Genomic DNA, 16,471 nt, shown 5'->3' with positions numbered 1-16,471 from the left:
GAGGCCCCGATGCAATCGGACGACCATAACCCCTCGCGCCGCCGCCTGCTCATCCAGGGCGCGGCCGCCACACTCGCAGCAGGCGTGGCGACACCCGTGTTTGCGCAATCTTCTTCCGGCGCGGCGCCCGCATCGAACAACCCCGCCCCGATGCGTGATCCCACCCAGCTCTACGCGCAGCCCCCGTTCAAGGAGCAGAAACAGCCATGGCCCGGGCTCGCCCGTGACATGGAGCCCCGCCCCGATCACGGCGAAGACAGCTACCAGGGCAGCAACCGCCTGGCCGGGCGCAAAGCGCTGATCACCGGTGGGGACTCCGGCATCGGCCGCGCCGCTGCCATCGCCTATGCACGCGAGGGAGCGGACGTTGCGATCAACTACCTGCCTGACGAGGAGCCGGATGCTCAGGCCGTTGTCGAGTTGATTCGTCAGGCCGGCCGCAAGGCTGTGGCGCTGCCCGGCGACATTCGCGATGAAGGCTTCTGCCGCCGCCTGATCGACCAGGCCGTCGAGCAACTGGGCGGCCTGGACATTCTGGTCAACAACGCCGCGCGGCAGCAGAGTCACGCGTCGATCCTCGACATCAGCAACGAACAGTTCGACTGGACGCTGAAGACCAACCTGTACGCCATGTTCTGGATCACCAAGGCCGCGGTGCCGCACATGCCGCCAGGGTCGGCGATCATCAACACCTCGTCGGTGACGACCTACGATCCGCCGGTCAACCTGCTGGATTACTCGATGACCAAGGCTGGCATCGTGAATTTCAGCAAGGGGTTGGCCAAACAGCTCATCGAGAAGGGCGTCCGCGTGAACGCCGTCGCGCCCGGGCCGTTCTGGACGCCGCTGCAGGTGGCGGGTGGGCAAACCATGGAGAACCTCAAGACCTTCGGCAAGGACACGCCCATGGGGCGCCCCGGCCAACCGGCAGAGATTGCCCCGCTTTACGTACAGTTGGCTTCGACCGAGGCCAGCTACGTCACCGGGCAAGTGTTCGGCGCATCCGGCGGCAACGGTCAGCCTTGACGATCAGGTGGCAGCGCGGCAGCGGGGTCGCCTCATGCCCCGCTGGCCGAATAAATTCGGCCCTACAGCCTGCCAACCGGTCGGGCCGCACCGTGGGGGCGAATTTATCGCCCAACATGGTCCCACCCGGCACCGTGCCGAAACCCGTATTCCGCTGGCCGAATAAATTCGGCCCTACAGGCCTGTCGACCGGTCGGGCCGCATGCACCATGCGGGCGAATTTATTCGCCCAACATGGTCCCACCCGGCACCGTGCCGAAACCCGTAGTCCGCTGGCCGAATAAATTCGGCCCTACCGGCCTGTCGACCGGTCGGGCCGCATGCACCCTGCGGGCGAATTTATTCGCCCAACATGGTCCCACCCGGCCCCGGGTCGAAACCCGTACTCCGCTGGCCGAATTAAATTCGGCCCTACAGGTCGGCCAACCGGTCGGGCCGCACCGTAGGGGCGAATTTATTCGCCCAACATGGTCCACCTGGCACCGGGTCGAAACCCGTACTCCGCTGGCCGAATAAATTCGGCCCTACAGGTCCGCTAACCAGTCGGGCCGTGTACCTGTAGGGGCGAAGTCAGTCGCCCGTCGTGGCCCGACCGGCAGCTTTCATACCCAGCTGTTCACGCATCTGCGCGGTGATCTTCTGCTGCGTTTCTGCGATCGTCGCCCAAGGGTCATCACCGCCCTGCTCTTCCAGGCGCGGGATCAGGTTGCGGATCGTCCAGAGGTTGGCGCCCTTGAGTTCGGCCAGCTCATCGCGATGGATCGGCACCGACACACCCAGCCCCTCGCGCGCCCTGACCGAATAGGCCGCCACCGTACTCGCGCCCTGCCCGTTGCGCAGATAGTCGATGAAGATGCGCCCGATACGATTCTTCGGCCCGCTCACAGCTGAAAAATGCTGCGGCATGAGCTTGGCCATGTACTGCGCGATCGCCTGGCTGAAAGCCTTCACGTCGGCCCAGCCATGCACCGGCTCGAGCGGAACCACGACGTGCAGCCCCTTGCCGCCACTGGTCTTCAGGAAGGACCGCAGGCCGATCTCGTCCAGCAGCGTCTGGGTCAGCTGCGTGGCTTCGATCATGCGCTTCCAGGGCAGGGCCGGGTCCGGGTCGAGGTCGAGGACGAAGCGATCCGGATGATCCAGCGCAGGGGCCACGGCATTCCAGACGTGCAGCTCGATGGTGCCCATCTGCGCCGCGCCGACCAGTGCTTCAGGGCTCTCGATGGTCATGAGCGCGGCGTGTTCGGGATAGAGCGCGGGGTCCAGCTGGTTGATATGGGGGATGCTCAGCTTTTCGGCATGCTTCTGGAAAAACAGCTCGCCGGCGATGCCTTCCGGGGCGCGCACCAGCGCCAGCGGGCGTTGGTGCAGATGCGGCAGCGCCCAAGGCGCAACCTCCGCGTAATAGCGCACCAGGTCCATCTTGGTCGCTCCGATGGAGGCGTCGATGATCCGTTCCGGGTTGGAAATCTTGATCTTGCCGGCTGGGCGCTCGGCTGCAGAGGGGGTCGCCCGGGAGCGGCCCCGGCTGGCCGGGCGCTCATGGGTGATAGCCTCGGCCGGCTTGTCGTTGCGCAGCCCATGGAATACCGAGTGACGAACGACGCCCTGACGCGTCATCTCGGCGTAGGCGACTTCGCACATCAGCTCCGGTTTCAGCCAGTGCGCACCGCGCACGTCAGCGGCGGGTGGTGCCTTGTCGAGCGGGTGCTTGTCGACCTTCAGCGGTTCGAGCTTGGCGTGCAGGCTCTTCAGCGTGGCCTGATTGAAGCCGGTGCCCACCTTGCCCGCGTAATGCAGCTTGCCGTTGTCGTCATGCAACCCGAGCAGCAACGCCCCGAACCCACTACGTGCGCCCTGGGGATCGGTGTAGCCGACGATGACGAACTCCTGGCGATTCTTGCATTTGATCTTGATCCAGCTGCTGCTGCGCCGAGACACATATCCGCTTCCGGCGCGCTTGGCGATCAGCCCCTCGAGGCGCATCTGGCAGGCGCTTTCGAGCATGCTTTCCGGGTCTTCGCTGAAGTCCGCGGAGAAGCGCAGCAATTCGCTCTCGTTCGCCTCGAGCAGCGCGCCCAGGGCGGCGCGGCGGGCCTCGAGCGGTACTTCGCGCAGGTCGTGGCCATTGAGATAGGGAACGTCGAACAGGTAGTAGACGATCTGGCCGCTACGGCCCGCCTCGAAGGCGTTCTGCAGGGCCTGAAAGTCTGGCGTGCCCTGCTCGTCCAGCACCACCACTTCGCCGTCGAGCCAGGCGGACTCGAGTCCCAGCCCGGCAAGCGCCTCGGCCTGCTGAGGCATCTTGGCCGTCCAGTCGTGCCCGTTGCGGGTGAACAACTGCACCTTGCCCGAATCGATACGAGCCATGATCCGGTAACCATCGAACTTGATCTCGTAGCGCCAGTCGCCGTCGGGGACCGACTCGACCAGAGTGGCCAGCTGCGGCTTGAATTGCTCGGGCAGGGCAGCCGGCTTGGCGCCGAGCAGCGTCTGGTCACTGTCCTGGCGACGCCGCGCCGCGGGCTTTCTGATCGGTTTCGGTGGCGTCGTGGCCTCGGTCTTGCCTCGTTTGCGCGGGATCAGTGTCCGCTCGCTGAGGACGCTGTCCGGCAGTTCGCGAACGATGTCGTACTCGGCCTCGGGCCGCGCGGCTTCGTCGTTGGACTTGATCAGAAACCACTGCTCCTTGCCGCCGTCCATGCGGGTCCGGACGAGGTTCCAGCTGCCGCTGAGCTTCTCACCTTCGAGGCGAAACTTGAGCTTGCCCTTGCGATAGCCGTCCTCGGGATCGCCCTCAGGCATCCAGACGCCGCGATCCCAGACGATGACGTCACCGGCACCGTAGTGGCCGGCGGGAATCGTCCCTTCGAAGGTGGCGTACTCCAGTGGGTGATCCTCGACGTGCACGGCCAGGCGCCTGGACTTCGGGTCCAGCGAGGGGCCCTTGGGCACTGCCCAGCTTTTCAGCGTGCCGTCCAGCTCCAGGCGAAAGTCGTAATGCAGGCGCGTGGCGTCGTGCTTCTGTATGCAGTACTGCAACGCGCCCTTTTTGCGGCGTTTCGACCCACTGCTGGCGCCCGGTTCGGGCGTGGCGGAAAAGTCGCGCTTGCGGTTGTACTCATCGAGGGCCATGGCACGCCTCCCGACGGCTTATTCGATTTCGCCGGGGTCCGAGGCGCTGTCTGTCGGGCCGCCGTGGCTGGAGTGCCGGCCCGGCTCGACCGACGGATCGTCTGCCGATTCGTCCACGTCCGCCTCACTGCCCTTGAGCGTTTTCACGGGCTTGCCGTCCTCGGTGACCGTTCTGCCCTGCCTATCCGTACGTGTCTCGACCTCTTCCTGTGGGGTGGGGTTGCCCATCGGGCTCGGCCGGGCGCCCCGCTCCGATTCAGGCGTGCCGGCGGGCCACTGGGCAAATGCCGCCCCGGTGAACACTCCGGTGAGCGCTACGGCTGCAATGACTTTTTTCATGATCGTTCTCCATTCTGGCATTCGCCCATTTGGCGTGAATCAGGCGCTAGCTGTCTGAAATCCAAGGGTTTTGGCCCTCCTACGCGTCCGGCATGCGTCCACGAGCCGCAGAACGTTCAGCCGACGGGGTGTTTACAACCAAACACAGCCTGCTAGCGTTCATATTTGCCGAGCTGCCAACGGAACCGCGAAGCGAGGCGGGTTGTGACAACTGACAGCGGGAGGAAAAGGCCATGGCTTCACGTCTACCTTTGTTGACCATAGAAAATATCCTTCGTGATCAACTCCAGCCCTTCCGTTGCGACTGTCAGGTTCAGGATGAAAGCCGCGTCACCGTACGGCTCTATGACGAGCACGACGACGCCGAGCAACTCACCGTTTTCGGAATTACCGATGAGCAATGTCAGAACGCCGACGACCTGATCCGGTTGGCCCAGGAGCTCCGTTTCGAGCTGCATGCGACCCGCAGCGCCATGCTCGCCGCACCGCCGGCCAAAAGCGCCGGCGGCTAACGACCTTTCTCTAGCGCTTGGCCTCGGTATGGGGCGTCTCGGCCCGGGTCAGGTAGGCCTGGGTCAGCTGCGCGAGATGGCTGCGCATCCACTCGGCCATGGCGACCTCCTCACCCAGGATGCGCGTACAGATCTCTTTCGTTTCGGTATCGCCTACCGCCTCGGCGGCGGCAATGAGAATTTCATAGGACGCGATTTCCAGGTTCTCGAACACGTAGCCCATCTGCGCGCCCTTGACGATCTCGTCGTTGACCATCATTCCGCCCATGGCCTGCCCCATTGCCATCATCTTGCCGCCAAGGTCCTTGAAGCCTGAATAGGACTTGTCGTAACGCTGCAGGCAGCTTTCGATCAACTTGGCCTGGTTCTGGGTTTCCTGAATGTGCTGCTCAATGCGCGCCTTGAGATCCGGATAGTGCTCGATGCGGCTGGCTTGCTTGTTCAGCATGGTTTCGGCCTGAGCCTCCATGGCGTGGGCATCACGCAGCCATTCGATCAGTCGTTCGATACGGATGTCGTTACCGGTTTGTGCACTCTGCATGGTGTTGATCTCCCAAGTGGTCATGAGCTCTCGGCCCTTGTTAGGTGGAAAGCGGTGGACCAGCAGGAGTTCCAATCACCCGATGAGTGCGTACGACACCCTTGCGCCGTGAACTTTGCGGAGTGAGCCCAGTCATCAGCTAGGGTCCGGCACAAGCGGTACGGCAACGGCCCGTGGCGCCAGGCACACGAGCGAGACGAGCGTGTTCCGGCACGCTCCCTGCCTTCGAACCTGGATGGGAGCAGTATTATCGAATCCTTCGCTTTCCTGATGGAGTGGGAGAATTACATCACCCAGCCAGCGCTGCGCGTGCTGGTCGCGGCGACCGTGGTGGTGCTTCTGCTCAGCGTGTTCAGCCGCGTGCTGACTGCCATCATGATGCGCCTGGGGCGCGGTTTCCTCTTTACCAAAGCCGTTTCCGAGCAACTGGAAAAGCCCGTCCGGGTGCTGCTGCCGCTGCTGGGTCTGCAGGCGGTACTCACGGCCGCCAGCGGCGACCTTGCCCTCGTCCCGCTGGCACGGCGCCTGACCCTGCTGTTGATCATCGGCTGTTTCACCTGGCTGGCGATGAGACTGCTGCGCGGCGTCGAACAGGCCATACGGTTGAAGAACCCGGTGGATGTGACCGACAACCTCCGGGCCCGGCAAATCCAGACGCAGTCTCGGGTGCTGCTGCGTACGCTGAGCTTCTTCATCCTGCTCATCGGTGCCGCGGGGATGCTGATGACCTTTCCGGGTGCACGGCAGTTCGGTGCCAGCCTCCTCGCCTCTGCCGGCCTGGCCGGCCTGGCCGTCGGTTTCGCCGCCCGCCCAGTGCTGGGTAACCTCATCGCCGGGATGCAGATCGCCATTACCCAGCCGATCCGCCTGGACGATGTCGTGATCGTCGAAAACGAGTGGGGGCGGATCGAGGAAATCACCGGCACCTACGTCATCGTGCGGATCTGGGATGATCGCCGTCTCGTGGTGCCCCTGCAGTACTTCATCGAGAAACCCTTCCAGAACTGGACGCGACGCAACTCCAGCATCATCGGCTCGGTATTTTTCTGGGTGGACTACTCCCTCCCGCTGGAACCCCTGCGCGAGGAATTACGACGGCTGTGTCAGGAGGTGCCAGAGCTGTGGGACGGTCGTGTCATCGTGCTGCAGGTGACCGACACCAGCGAAAAATCCATCCAGTTGCGTGTGCTGGTCAGCTCGCCGGACTCTTCGCGCAACTGGGATCTGCGCTGTCATCTGCGCGAAAACCTGATCGGCTTCATCCAGCGCCAGTATCCGCAATGCCTGCCGCAGCTGCGCGCCGACCTCAGCGTGGGCCAGAAGCAAGCGGTGGATCGCTCAACCCCTGACCACGTCGAGCCGGAGCGCCAGCCGCCCGTGTGACGCGCCGCAAGATGGCGCACCGGCAACGCGCGGCTGCGGGGTTTCGGTGCACCCGAGCGAGGACGTCACCTCACGCCTTCTCCTGCAGCTTGCGGCGCAGTTGCTCGTACTTGGCCGGCAACTGCTCTAGCCCGTATCTCGCCGCCTGCTTGCGGATCGAGACCCGATCGCCCTCGAACTGAACCGTCTCGCTGAGGCTGACCTGGCGTTCACCTTGCATCAGCGCAAAGGCATAGCACTGGGTACCGCCTTCGTCCTCTTCATTGTCGTCGGCGACCCCCGTGTTGGCGATGGCGATGTCGGCGACGCTGGCATTCAGCGCACCGATGGCCATTTCGGTAGCCACTTCCTCGCTGGTCAGGCCGAAGGTTTCGATGGTTTCGAAGCTCACATGCAGCAGCCGGTTCTTCGCCTTGGGTGAATAGACGACGAACCCGCTGTCGAGCACCTGGCCACAGCCCGGGATGTCGCCCAACAACGAGGCCATCAGGCCACAGGTGCAGGATTCGGCAGTGGTCAATTTCATCTGCTTGTCACTCAGAAACCGCACGATTTCAGCAAGGTCTTGCATTGGCTTTGCTCCGGCTCACGCCCTAAGAACGTATCTGTCTGGTCAGGTTTGGGAGCGAACCCCAAATCGCAAAGTTCCCGGCCACTTCCTTCCGGCGGAAAGTGAGAACTTATTCACAGCCCCCCGGTCTTCTTTCAAGGTAGGGCCAACGCAGCTCTACGCCGCGGCTCCCGCGGTCTCCAAGAACGTTTTCACACTTTGCCGTGCTCATGGTTTTGCAGCGCTCCGATGAGGGCTGTGTGGGAGAAATGTGCTCGTAACTGACCTGGCCAGGGGGCCGGTCATTGGGGAGAAGTGCTATGAGTATCGCAGCTGTCAACACCCGGCCGCTTAGCCGCCTGAACCCGCTTCAACGCCTGGGCGCGCCTGTGGAACGCCCCGTGCTGCAGCTTCGCAGCACGCAGGACGATAAAAAGAAAATCCTCTTTGTCACCTCGGAATTGACCGACCTGGTCAAGACCGGTGGCCTCGCCGACGTGTCCGCCGCGCTACCGCGCGCGCTGGCCGCCCGCCACGACGTACGCGTACTGATCCCGGGCTACACGCAGGTGATGCAGTGCGGTGAGCCGATCCGCATCGTTGGCAGCGTCATGTCCCACGGCGACCTGCCCGCCTGCAAGGTCGGCCGGCTCGACATGCCTGACGGGCTGATCATCTACGTGGTGATCTGCCCTGAACTCTACGAGCGAGACGGGCTGCCATACGGCGACGAGCATGGCAACGACTGGCCGGACAACCCGGTGCGCTTCGCCCGGCTGTGCATGGTCGCCGCCGACATCGCCGCCTGCACCGCCGGCATCCGCTGGACACCGGATCTGGTGCATGCCCACGACTGGCCAACCGGGCTGGCGCCGGCCTATATGCACTGGCGTGGCCTGACGACGCCGAGCGTCTTCACCATTCACAACCTTGCCTACCAGGGCAACATCGACATGAGCCAGCGCCGTGCGCTGGGCATTCCGATGGAAGGCTGCGGCCCCGAGCGGATGGAGTTCTACGGTGCCCTTTCGCTGCTCAAGGCCGGCATCGCCTACGCCAACCGCATCACCACCGTCAGCGCCACCTATGCCCACGAGATCACCACGCCCGCCTTTGGCTGCGGCATGGAGGGCTTCCTCAGCCTCAAGGCGCGCCAGGGCTTGCTCAGCGGCTTGCTGAACGGCATCGACGAGAGCTGGGAGCCGCAGAGCTGCCAACACCTCATCAGCCCGTTTGGCCCGCATGACTGGGCCGGCAAGCGTGCCAATGCCGCCCACGTGCGGCAGCTGTTCGGCCTGGATGAAGGCGACGGCCCGCTGTTTTCCGTGGTGTCGCGTCTGGTGCATCAGAAAGGCATCGACCTGACCATCGCCGTGGCCGAAACCATCGTCGAGCGCGGTGGGCAACTGGCGATCCTTGGCCGCGGCGAGCCGCTGATCGAAGACCAGGTCCGGCGCCTGGCCGAGCGCTTTCCAGGCCGTGTCGGTGCGCATATCGGCTTCAACGAAACCGACGCCCGGCGCCTGTTCGGCGGCAGCGACTTCCTGCTGATGCCGTCGCGCTACGAGCCCTGCGGCTTGAGCCAGATGTACGCACAGCGCTTTGCCTCCCTACCCATTGCCCACCGCACCGGTGGTCTGGCCGACAGCATCGACGACGGCGTGACCGGTTTTCTTTTCGACGACGCAACGGTGGAGAGCTACCGGCGTGCGGTCGAACGGGCGTTGGCCGTGCATCAGAAGCCGCAGTTGCTCAACGCGATGCGTTGTCGTGCGATGAGCGGGGGATTTTTCTGGAGCCACGCGATCGAACCTTATGACCGGTTGTACCAGCAGTTGCTGGGCGGACGGCGAGAGGTCACAGCCACTATATGACGAGGTCGATCAATGCAAAACAGGCCTGCCCGCACAGGGCGACACGGACCGGTACTACTCGATGATTCCCGTACCCGGTTCAGGCTCTGGGCCCCGGACGCGCAACGCGTCAACCTGGTAATCGAAGGTGGCGAAACGCTACCGATGCAGCCTGAGGACGAAGGATGGTACTTCGCCGAGGCGACTGCCCCGGCGGGCACCGGCTACCAGTTCCTCATCGACGACGAGTTGAAGGTGCCTGACCCGGCCTCCCGGGCCCAGGCAAGCGACGTCCACGGGCCAAGCCTAGTGGTCGACCCGGAACGCTACCGCTGGCGTCATGCGGACTGGCGCGGCCGGCCCTGGCACGAAACCGTGCTCTATGAGCTCCATGTGGGCGCCTATGGCGGCTACGCCGGCATCGAGCAGCGGCTCCAGGCGCTGGCGGATCTCGGCGTCACGGCCATCGAGCTGATGCCGCTGGCCGAATTTCCTGGCGACCGCAATTGGGGCTACGACGGCGTACTGCCCTATGCCCCCGAGGCGAGCTACGGCAGCCCCGACGAACTCAAGCACCTCATCGATACCGCTCACGGGCTGGGGCTGATGGTGTTCATCGATGTGGTCTACAACCACTTCGGCCCCGACGGCAATTACCTGGGGCGCTACGCCAAGCACTTCTTCCGGCACGACCAGCAAACCCCCTGGGGCGACGCCATCGACTTCCGGCGCCCCGAGGTCCGCGACTTCTTCATCGACAACGCGCTGATGTGGCTGATGGAGTACCGCTTCGACGGCCTGCGGATGGATGCGGTGCATGCCATTCCCGATCGCAGCTTTCTCACCGAGCTGGCCGAACGCGTGCGGGCTGAAACCGAGCCGGGCCGCCATGTTCATCTGGTCCTGGAGAACGAGGACAACCGCGCCAGCCTGCTCACCCAGGGCTTCACTGCACAATGGAACGACGACGGCCATAACGTCCTGCATACCTTGTTGACCGACGAACGTCAGGGCTACTACGCCGACTACCACAGCGACGCGACCAGCAAGCTGGTGCGCTTTCTGGGTGAAGGCTTCATCTATCAGGGCCACGAGAACCGGCGCGGCGAATCGCGCGGCGAGCCGAGCGGGCATCTGTCGCCGACCGCCTTCGTGTTGTTCCTGCAGAACCACGACCAGACCGGCAACCGCGCCTTCGGGGATCGCCTGATCAACCTCGCGGACGCCGACGCGCTGCGAGCGGCCACCACCGTCCTGCTCCTCTCGCCGATGGTCCCGCTGTTGTTTATGGGCGAGGAATGGGGCGCGCGCGAACCCTTCCTCTTCTTCACCAGCCACCATGGTGAACTGGCCGACGCGGTGCGCGAGGGCCGCCGCGGCGAATTCGCAGAGTTCGCCGAGTTTGCTGACGAGCACACCCGCGAACGCATCCCCGACCCGAACGATGCTGCCACCTTCGAGGCATCCAGGCCCGACTTCAGCAAGCGTGAAACGGCCGGGCACGCCGAGTGGCTCGGCCTCTACCGAACGCTTTTGAACATCCGCCACGCCGAGATCGTGCCGCGCCTGGAGGGCTCACGTTTCCTGGGCGCCGAAACGCTCGGCGAAGCGGCCGCCCGTGCCCGCTGGCAGATGGCTGACGGCGCCGTGCTGCGCCTGGAACTCAATCTCGGCAAGACCGACTTGGCGACGCCTGCCGCCGGGGGCCGTCTGCTGTACAGCAGCCGCGACGGAGGCGATGCGAAGGCATTGCCGGCGCGCACCGCGCGGATGTACCTGGATGACGCTGGAGATGCCGTATGAGCGATGAACGACTGAACCGCCTGGCCGAGGCGGCGGGCCTGTCCATCGACTGGGTGGACGCCGACGGGCGTGACCAACGCGTAGCGCCCGATACCCTGCGCGCCGTGCTCAAGGGCCTGGGGCTAAATGCCGACACGGACGCCGACGTCGAGCAGAGCCTGGCTACGCTCGAAGCCGCTAATGGCGACGGCGGCATCCCGCCCATGCTGACGGTCGACCACGACGCGATGCTGGACCTCGCCGGCCACGTCGAGCCCGGCACGCGCTACAGCCTGCAACTGGAAGATGGTAACCATCTCGAAGGCGAGCTCGACGGCCAGGCGCGCCTCGCCCCCATCGAAACGCCGGGCTATCACCGCCTGGAAGTGGCTGGTCATCGTCTTACCGTCGCGGTCGCCCCGCCGGCCTGCCCAAGCGTGGAGGATGTCGCCGGCCCGAATGCCTGGGGGCTGACCGTGCAGGTCTACGGGCTGCGCCGGCGTGGCGATGGTGGTCTGGGCGACACCCAGGCGCTCGAAGCATTGGCGCGCAACGCTGCCGCCCATGGCGCCGACGCGCTGGGCATCAGCCCACTGCATGCGATGTTCACCGGCAACAGCGGCCAGTACAGCCCCTACTCGCCCTCCAGCCGGCTGTTCTTCAACATCCTGCACAGCGCGCCGGAAACGATCCTCGGCGAGAAGGCGATGCGCATGGCCGTCGATGCCTGCGGGCTGGCCGATGAGCTCGAGCGCCTCGAGGCGCTGGAGTTGATCGATTGGGACGCCGTGTCCCGTACCCGCCAATGCCTGCTTCGGGCGCTGTTCGAGGATTTCTCCAAGGGTGGCAACGCGCAGCAGGCCGATTTCGACAGCTTCCGCGAAGCCGGCGGCGAGGCGCTGGAAAACCATTGCCGTTTCGAAGCTTTGCACGCCGCCCTGCTCAGCGCTGACGGCCACCCGCAGCACTGGCGGGACTGGCCGGCGCAATACCGCACCCCCGACAGCCCCGAGGTCGAGCGCTTCGCCGCCGAGCACGCCGATGAGGTGAGCTATTACGCCTTTTGCCAGTGGCTCATCGCCCGCGGCCTGGAACGCGCCCAGACCGCTGCGCGCAGCGCCGGGATGAAGATCGGCCTGATCAGCGACCTTGCGGTCGGTGCCGATGGTGGCGGCAGCCAGGCCTGGAGCCGTCAGGACGAGGTGCTCGCCTCGGTCAGCGTCGGTGCCCCGCCGGACATCATCAACCGCCAGGGTCAGAGTTGGGGCATTTCCGCCTTTTCACCCTGGGGCCTGAAGGCCCATGGTTACCGTGCCTTCATCGAAATGGTCCGCGCCAACCTGGCCCACGCGGGCGGCATGCGCATCGACCATGTGATGGGGCTGATGCGCCTGTGGGTCGTGCCTGCCGGCGCCGGCCCCAAGGAAGGCGCTTACCTGAACTACCCCTTCGACGACCTGCTGCGCCTGCTGTCGCTGGAGGCCTGGCGGCGCAATGCGGTGGTCCTGGGCGAAGACCTTGGCACCGTACCCGAAGGCTTGCGCGACAAGCTGGCGGCGCGCGGCCTGCTCGGCATGCGCGTGCTGTTTTTCGAGCGCGACCACAACGGCACCTTCAAGGAGCCGCACGAGTGGCCGGCCAGCGCCATTGGCACCTCCACGACACACGACCTGCCGACCATCAACGGCTGGTGGCAGGCGCACGACATCGACTGGCGCATCCGCGTCGGCCAACACCAGGAACACGAGCGGCCGCAGCAGCTGGACGAGCGTGAGCGCGAGCGCAAGGGCCTGCTGCATCTTCTGCGAAAACACGCAGCGGAAATCGACGGCGACCTCCACGACCCCGAGGTACTGGCCGATGCCTGCGCGGCATTCCTTGGCCGTACGCCCGCTCCGCTCGTGCTCTTCCCGGTCGAGGATGCCCTGTGCCTGCTCGAACAGCCGAACCTGCCGGGCATCGTCGATACGCACCCGAACTGGCGCCGTCGATACCCGGCCGACAGCGCGTCACTGCTCGACCCGCCCGCTTGCGCGCGACGCCTGGCCATCCTTGCTGACGCGCGTAAACAGTCCATTGGAAAACATGCTCGATGAGAGACCTCAGCGCCACACTGCGATTGCAATTTCACCGTGACTTCACCCTCGATGACGCGACGGGCCTGGTCGACTATTTTGCCGACCTCGGCATCAGCCACGTGTACGCCTCGCCGCTGCTGACCGCTCGCCCCGGCTCGATGCATGGCTACGACGTGATCGATCCGACCCGGATCAACCCCGAGCTCGGCGGCGAACCGGCACTGCGCCGCTTCGTAGAAGCGCTGCGTGGGCGCAACATGGGATTGATACTGGACATCGTCTCCAACCACATGGCGGTCGGCGGCTCGGGCAACCCCTGGTGGCTGGACGTGCTCGAATGGGGCCGGCGCAGCCCTTATGCGCAGTTCTTCGACATCCAATGGAATTCGCCGGACCCGCTGCTCGAGGGCCAGCTGCTGGTTCCCTTCCTCGGCAGCGATTATGGCGAGGCCCTGCAGCAAGGCACCGTCGTGCTGCGCCTGGACATCGACAACGGCGCCTTCCATGCCGAGCACTACGAACATCGCTTCCCGATCACGCCACCCAGCTACGGCGAGATCCTGCGGCTGACCGACCACCCGGAGCTGCGCAGCCTGGCGCAGCATTTCGATGCGTTGAAAACGGCGCCGGCGCCCTACCAGACCGCACGCGAGCTGCGCGCCGACCTGGCTCGCCTGCTCGAAGACAGCGCCACGCGGCAGACCCTGGAGGCCGCGTTGCAGCACTACGACGGCACCACCGAAGAGGGATTCAAGCGCCTGCACGGCCTGCTGGAACGTCAGAACTACCGGCTGGCCAGCTGGCGCACCGCGGGTGACGACATCAACTGGCGACGCTTCTTCGATATCAACGAACTGGGCGGCCTGCGCGTCGAACGGCCTGTCGTGTTCGAGGAAACCCACGCGAAGATCTTCGAGCTGATCAGCGAAGGGCTGGTCGACGGGCTGCGCATCGACCATGTCGACGGCCTGGCCAACCCGCGCGGTTACTGTCGTCGGCTGCGCCGCCGTGTCGACCGGCTCAATGCCGCGCGTCCCGCCGAGGCCGCCCAGGATCACGTGCCGATCTACGTCGAAAAGATCCTTGCCGAAGGCGAACACCTGCACGACGACTGGGGCGTGGACGGCACCACCGGCTACGAATTCATGAACCAGGTGTCGCTGCTGCAGCACGATCCCGCCGGCAAAACGGTGATCTGCGAGCTCTGGAGCGAAACCACCGAACGCCCCGCCGATTTCATGGAAGAGGTGCGCCTGGCGCGACAACTGGTGCTGACCGGGCCGCTGGCCGGCGACTTCGAAACCGTCGCCCAGGCCCTGCTGCAAGTCGCCCGTTATGACGTCATGACCCGCGACATCACCCTCGGTGCGATTCGCCGCGCCCTGCTCGAATTGATCGTGCACTTTCCCGTCTACCGCACCTATATCGGGGCACATGGCCGCCGCGAGGCTGACGAACCCTTCTTCCAGCGGGCGCTGGCCGGCGCCCGGACCACATTGGGCGAAGCCGATTGGCCGTTGCTCGACCACCTCGACCGCTGGCTTGGCGGCCAGAGTTTGCGCACCCTGCCGCCGGGCCCTGCGCGGCGCCTGCGTCGTTACGCCTGCACGCGCTTCCAGCAGCTCACCTCGCCCGCTGCCGCCAAGGCGGTCGAAGACACGGCCTGCTACCGCTCCGGCGCGCTGCTGTCGCGCAACGACGTCGGCTTCGACCCGCAGACCTTCAGCGCCTCGGTCGACAGCTTCCACGCCGAATGCGTCGCGCGTGCCGAGCATTTTCCGCGCAATCTGCTGACCACCGCGACCCACGACCACAAGCGCGGCGAAGACACCCGGGCGCGCATGACCGTGCTCAGCGAACGCGCCGAATGGTACGCCAGCAAGGTCCGCCACTGGCGTCAGCTGGCCTACGGGCTGCGCCAGAGCCTGCCGGACGGACCCGCGCCCTCGCCGGCCGACGAGATGTTGCTGTACCAAATCCTCCTGGGCAGCTGGCCGCTGGAGCTGTCGCCCGATGACAAACCCGGTCTCGAGCGCTACTGCGAACGCATCGTCAAGTGGCAGGAAAAAGCCCTGCGCGAAGCCAAACTGCGCACCACCTGGACCGACCCCAACGCCGAGTACGAAAGCGCCTGTCAGGCCTACACGCGCGCATTGTTGCTCGACGAACAGGCCAGGACGCTGCGCGAGGACATCGCCGCAGCCGCGGCCGAGCTGGCGCCCGCTGGCGCGCTCAACAGCCTGGTCCAGACGCTGCTACGCATGACCACCCCCGGCGTGCCGGATCTTTACCAGGGCGCGGATTACTGGGATTTCAGCCTGGTCGATCCGGACAACCGTCGCCCGGTCGATTACGACAGCCGCCGCCAGCAGCTCGATCCCGACGCGCAGCCCGCCGAGTTGCTCCAGCACTGGAAGGATGGCCGCATCAAGCAATGGCTAATCACGCGGACGCTGAAGCTGCGTCGCACCCTGCCGCATCTGTTCACCGAGGGTCGCTACATACCGCTGAAAGCCGAAGGCGAACAGGCCGAACACCTGGTCGCCTTCGCGCGTGAGTGGCAGGGGCACTGGCTGATCGTGGTAGCGGCGCGGCTGTCGAGCTCCCTGCTCGGCGACTCGCCGACGCCGCAGATTGCGGCCGAACGCTGGAAGGACACCCGTGTGGTCCTGCCCGAGGCGCTGAGCGGTCATGTCTTCGAGCGACTTTTCGACACAAATACAGTCAGAGCCAGACAAGCAGTCCTGAACATGGAAGAGGTTTTGCAGCCCCTCCCCCTGGCGGTTCTACAGCTATCAATCAGTTCAACAGGAGAATCAGAACGATGACGAACGACGAGCAGCGCATCCGCGAATTCGCATATGACATCTGGGTATCGGAAGGACGGCCGGAGGGCCAGGATGCGCGTCATTGGGAAATGGCTCGCAAGCTGGTAGAAGCGGAAAAGGCGAAGCCTGACGCCAAGCCAGCCAGTCGAGCCCGCAAGACCGCCACCAAGCCGACCGACGCGACGCCTGCGACCAAGGCGCCTCGCGCTGCCAAATCGGCCAAGGATGCCAAGGAGCCGAAGGACGTCAAGCCGGCCAAGGCGTCAGCTGCCGCCAAGGGCACCGCCAAATCCAAGGCCAAAGCCGGCACCGACGCGGCTGAAGGCACACCCGACGGCGTCAAGAAAGCCCGCGCCCCGCGCACCAAGAAAGAAACCTGAACGACAGGAGGATCGGCCGCTGTTCCAGCTCCTTCCGGGAGCTGGCGCGACCGTGCGTCCGCAA

At 65.1% G+C, this 16,471-nt stretch carries 12 protein-coding genes; 8 read left to right on the top strand and 4 right to left on the bottom strand.

Annotation, left to right across the window (positions count from 1 at the left end):
• The first annotated feature begins 9 nt into the window (after nucleotides 1-9).
• Nucleotides 10-1,026, top strand: a complete 1,017-nt coding sequence (locus tag MST27_RS07225) for an SDR family oxidoreductase (RefSeq protein ID WP_275973115.1) — start codon at nucleotides 10-12, stop codon at nucleotides 1,024-1,026.
• 570 nt (nucleotides 1,027-1,596) lie between these two features.
• Here MST27_RS07225 and ligD read toward each other — a convergent pair.
• Nucleotides 1,597-4,161 carry a DNA ligase D gene (ligD, locus tag MST27_RS07220; protein WP_243605324.1) on the bottom strand — a complete coding sequence of 855 codons (2,565 nt, stop codon included), beginning with the start codon at nucleotides 4,159-4,161 and terminating at the stop codon, nucleotides 1,597-1,599.
• Between the two features lie 18 nt (nucleotides 4,162-4,179).
• Complete coding sequence (locus MST27_RS07215) at nucleotides 4,180-4,500, bottom strand: hypothetical protein (protein ID WP_243605323.1); 321 nt, start codon at nucleotides 4,498-4,500, stop codon at nucleotides 4,180-4,182.
• A 233-nt stretch (nucleotides 4,501-4,733) separates the two neighbouring features.
• Between MST27_RS07215 and MST27_RS07210 the strand changes: the two genes are divergently transcribed.
• Entirely contained in the window at nucleotides 4,734-5,012 is a 279-nt protein-coding gene (locus tag MST27_RS07210) for a DUF1652 domain-containing protein (RefSeq protein WP_243605322.1), read from the top strand.
• A 10-nt stretch (nucleotides 5,013-5,022) separates the two neighbouring features.
• On the opposite strand, the gene MST27_RS07205 is transcribed toward MST27_RS07210, so the two are convergent.
• The gene (locus MST27_RS07205; protein ID WP_243605397.1) at nucleotides 5,023-5,553 is read right to left on the bottom strand and encodes a ferritin-like domain-containing protein; all 531 of its coding nucleotides are present in this window, start codon (nucleotides 5,551-5,553) and stop codon (nucleotides 5,023-5,025) included.
• 270 nt (nucleotides 5,554-5,823) lie between these two features.
• Here MST27_RS07205 and MST27_RS07200 point away from each other — a divergent pair, with 270 nt between their 5' ends.
• Nucleotides 5,824-6,936, top strand: coding sequence for a mechanosensitive ion channel family protein (locus MST27_RS07200; RefSeq protein WP_243605321.1), 1,113 nt, complete (start codon nucleotides 5,824-5,826; stop codon nucleotides 6,934-6,936).
• 70 nt (nucleotides 6,937-7,006) lie between these two features.
• Here MST27_RS07200 and MST27_RS07195 read toward each other — a convergent pair whose 3' ends face one another.
• The gene (locus MST27_RS07195; protein ID WP_243605320.1) at nucleotides 7,007-7,507 is read right to left on the bottom strand and encodes a CinA family protein; all 501 of its coding nucleotides are present in this window, start codon (nucleotides 7,505-7,507) and stop codon (nucleotides 7,007-7,009) included.
• 299 nt (nucleotides 7,508-7,806) lie between these two features.
• Here MST27_RS07195 and glgA point away from each other — a divergent pair, with 299 nt between their 5' ends.
• From glgA to MST27_RS07170, 5 genes are read left to right on the top strand one after another with little or no spacing between them, the layout of a single operon-like run.
• Nucleotides 7,807-9,360 (top strand): glycogen synthase GlgA, encoded by a 1,554-nt coding sequence (gene glgA / locus MST27_RS07190; RefSeq protein ID WP_243605319.1) that lies wholly within the window; start codon nucleotides 7,807-7,809, stop codon nucleotides 9,358-9,360.
• Nucleotides 9,361-9,372: 12 nt separating this feature from the next.
• Nucleotides 9,373-11,142 (top strand): malto-oligosyltrehalose trehalohydrolase, encoded by a 1,770-nt coding sequence (gene treZ, locus MST27_RS07185; RefSeq protein ID WP_243605318.1) that lies wholly within the window; start codon nucleotides 9,373-9,375, stop codon nucleotides 11,140-11,142.
• Nucleotides 11,139-13,217, top strand: a complete 2,079-nt coding sequence (malQ, locus tag MST27_RS07180) for a 4-alpha-glucanotransferase (protein WP_243605317.1) — start codon at nucleotides 11,139-11,141, stop codon at nucleotides 13,215-13,217. Before treZ ends, malQ begins: the two co-directional genes overlap by 4 nt.
• The gene (locus MST27_RS07175) at nucleotides 13,214-16,027 is read left to right on the top strand and encodes a malto-oligosyltrehalose synthase (RefSeq protein WP_243605316.1); all 2,814 of its coding nucleotides are present in this window, start codon (nucleotides 13,214-13,216) and stop codon (nucleotides 16,025-16,027) included. Before malQ ends, MST27_RS07175 begins: the two co-directional genes overlap by 4 nt.
• Entirely contained in the window at nucleotides 16,024-16,407 is a 384-nt protein-coding gene (locus MST27_RS07170) for a DUF2934 domain-containing protein (protein WP_243605315.1), read from the top strand. The genes MST27_RS07175 and MST27_RS07170 overlap by 4 nt, the downstream gene beginning before the upstream one ends.
• Nucleotides 16,408-16,471 lie beyond the last annotated feature (64 nt).

The sequence above is a fragment of the Stutzerimonas marianensis genome (assembly GCF_022810315.1).
GTDB classification, from domain to species: domain Bacteria; phylum Pseudomonadota; class Gammaproteobacteria; order Pseudomonadales; family Pseudomonadaceae; genus Stutzerimonas; species Stutzerimonas marianensis.
The sequence above is the reverse complement of the archived record's forward strand: the minus strand, read 5'-3'. Positions and strand labels throughout refer to the sequence as shown.

What these genes read in the sequence shown, in the direction of transcription:
- MST27_RS07225 (WP_275973115.1), top strand. Translation starts at nt 10, where the DNA reads ATGCAATCGGACGACCATAACCCCTCGCGCCGCCGCCTGCTCATCCAG.
- ligD (WP_243605324.1), bottom strand. Translation starts at nt 4,161, where the DNA reads ATGGCCCTCGATGAGTACAACCGCAAGCGCGACTTTTCCGCCACGCCC.
- MST27_RS07215 (WP_243605323.1), bottom strand. Translation starts at nt 4,500, where the DNA reads ATGAAAAAAGTCATTGCAGCCGTAGCGCTCACCGGAGTGTTCACCGGG.
- MST27_RS07210 (WP_243605322.1), top strand. Translation starts at nt 4,734, where the DNA reads ATGGCTTCACGTCTACCTTTGTTGACCATAGAAAATATCCTTCGTGAT.
- MST27_RS07205 (WP_243605397.1), bottom strand. Translation starts at nt 5,553, where the DNA reads ATGCAGAGTGCACAAACCGGTAACGACATCCGTATCGAACGACTGATC.
- MST27_RS07200 (WP_243605321.1), top strand. Translation starts at nt 5,824, where the DNA reads ATGGAGTGGGAGAATTACATCACCCAGCCAGCGCTGCGCGTGCTGGTC.
- MST27_RS07195 (WP_243605320.1), bottom strand. Translation starts at nt 7,507, where the DNA reads ATGCAAGACCTTGCTGAAATCGTGCGGTTTCTGAGTGACAAGCAGATG.
- glgA (WP_243605319.1), top strand. Translation starts at nt 7,807, where the DNA reads ATGAGTATCGCAGCTGTCAACACCCGGCCGCTTAGCCGCCTGAACCCG.
- treZ (WP_243605318.1), top strand. Translation starts at nt 9,373, where the DNA reads ATGCAAAACAGGCCTGCCCGCACAGGGCGACACGGACCGGTACTACTC.
- malQ (WP_243605317.1), top strand. Translation starts at nt 11,139, where the DNA reads ATGAGCGATGAACGACTGAACCGCCTGGCCGAGGCGGCGGGCCTGTCC.
- MST27_RS07175 (WP_243605316.1), top strand. Translation starts at nt 13,214, where the DNA reads ATGAGAGACCTCAGCGCCACACTGCGATTGCAATTTCACCGTGACTTC.
- MST27_RS07170 (WP_243605315.1), top strand. Translation starts at nt 16,024, where the DNA reads ATGACGAACGACGAGCAGCGCATCCGCGAATTCGCATATGACATCTGG.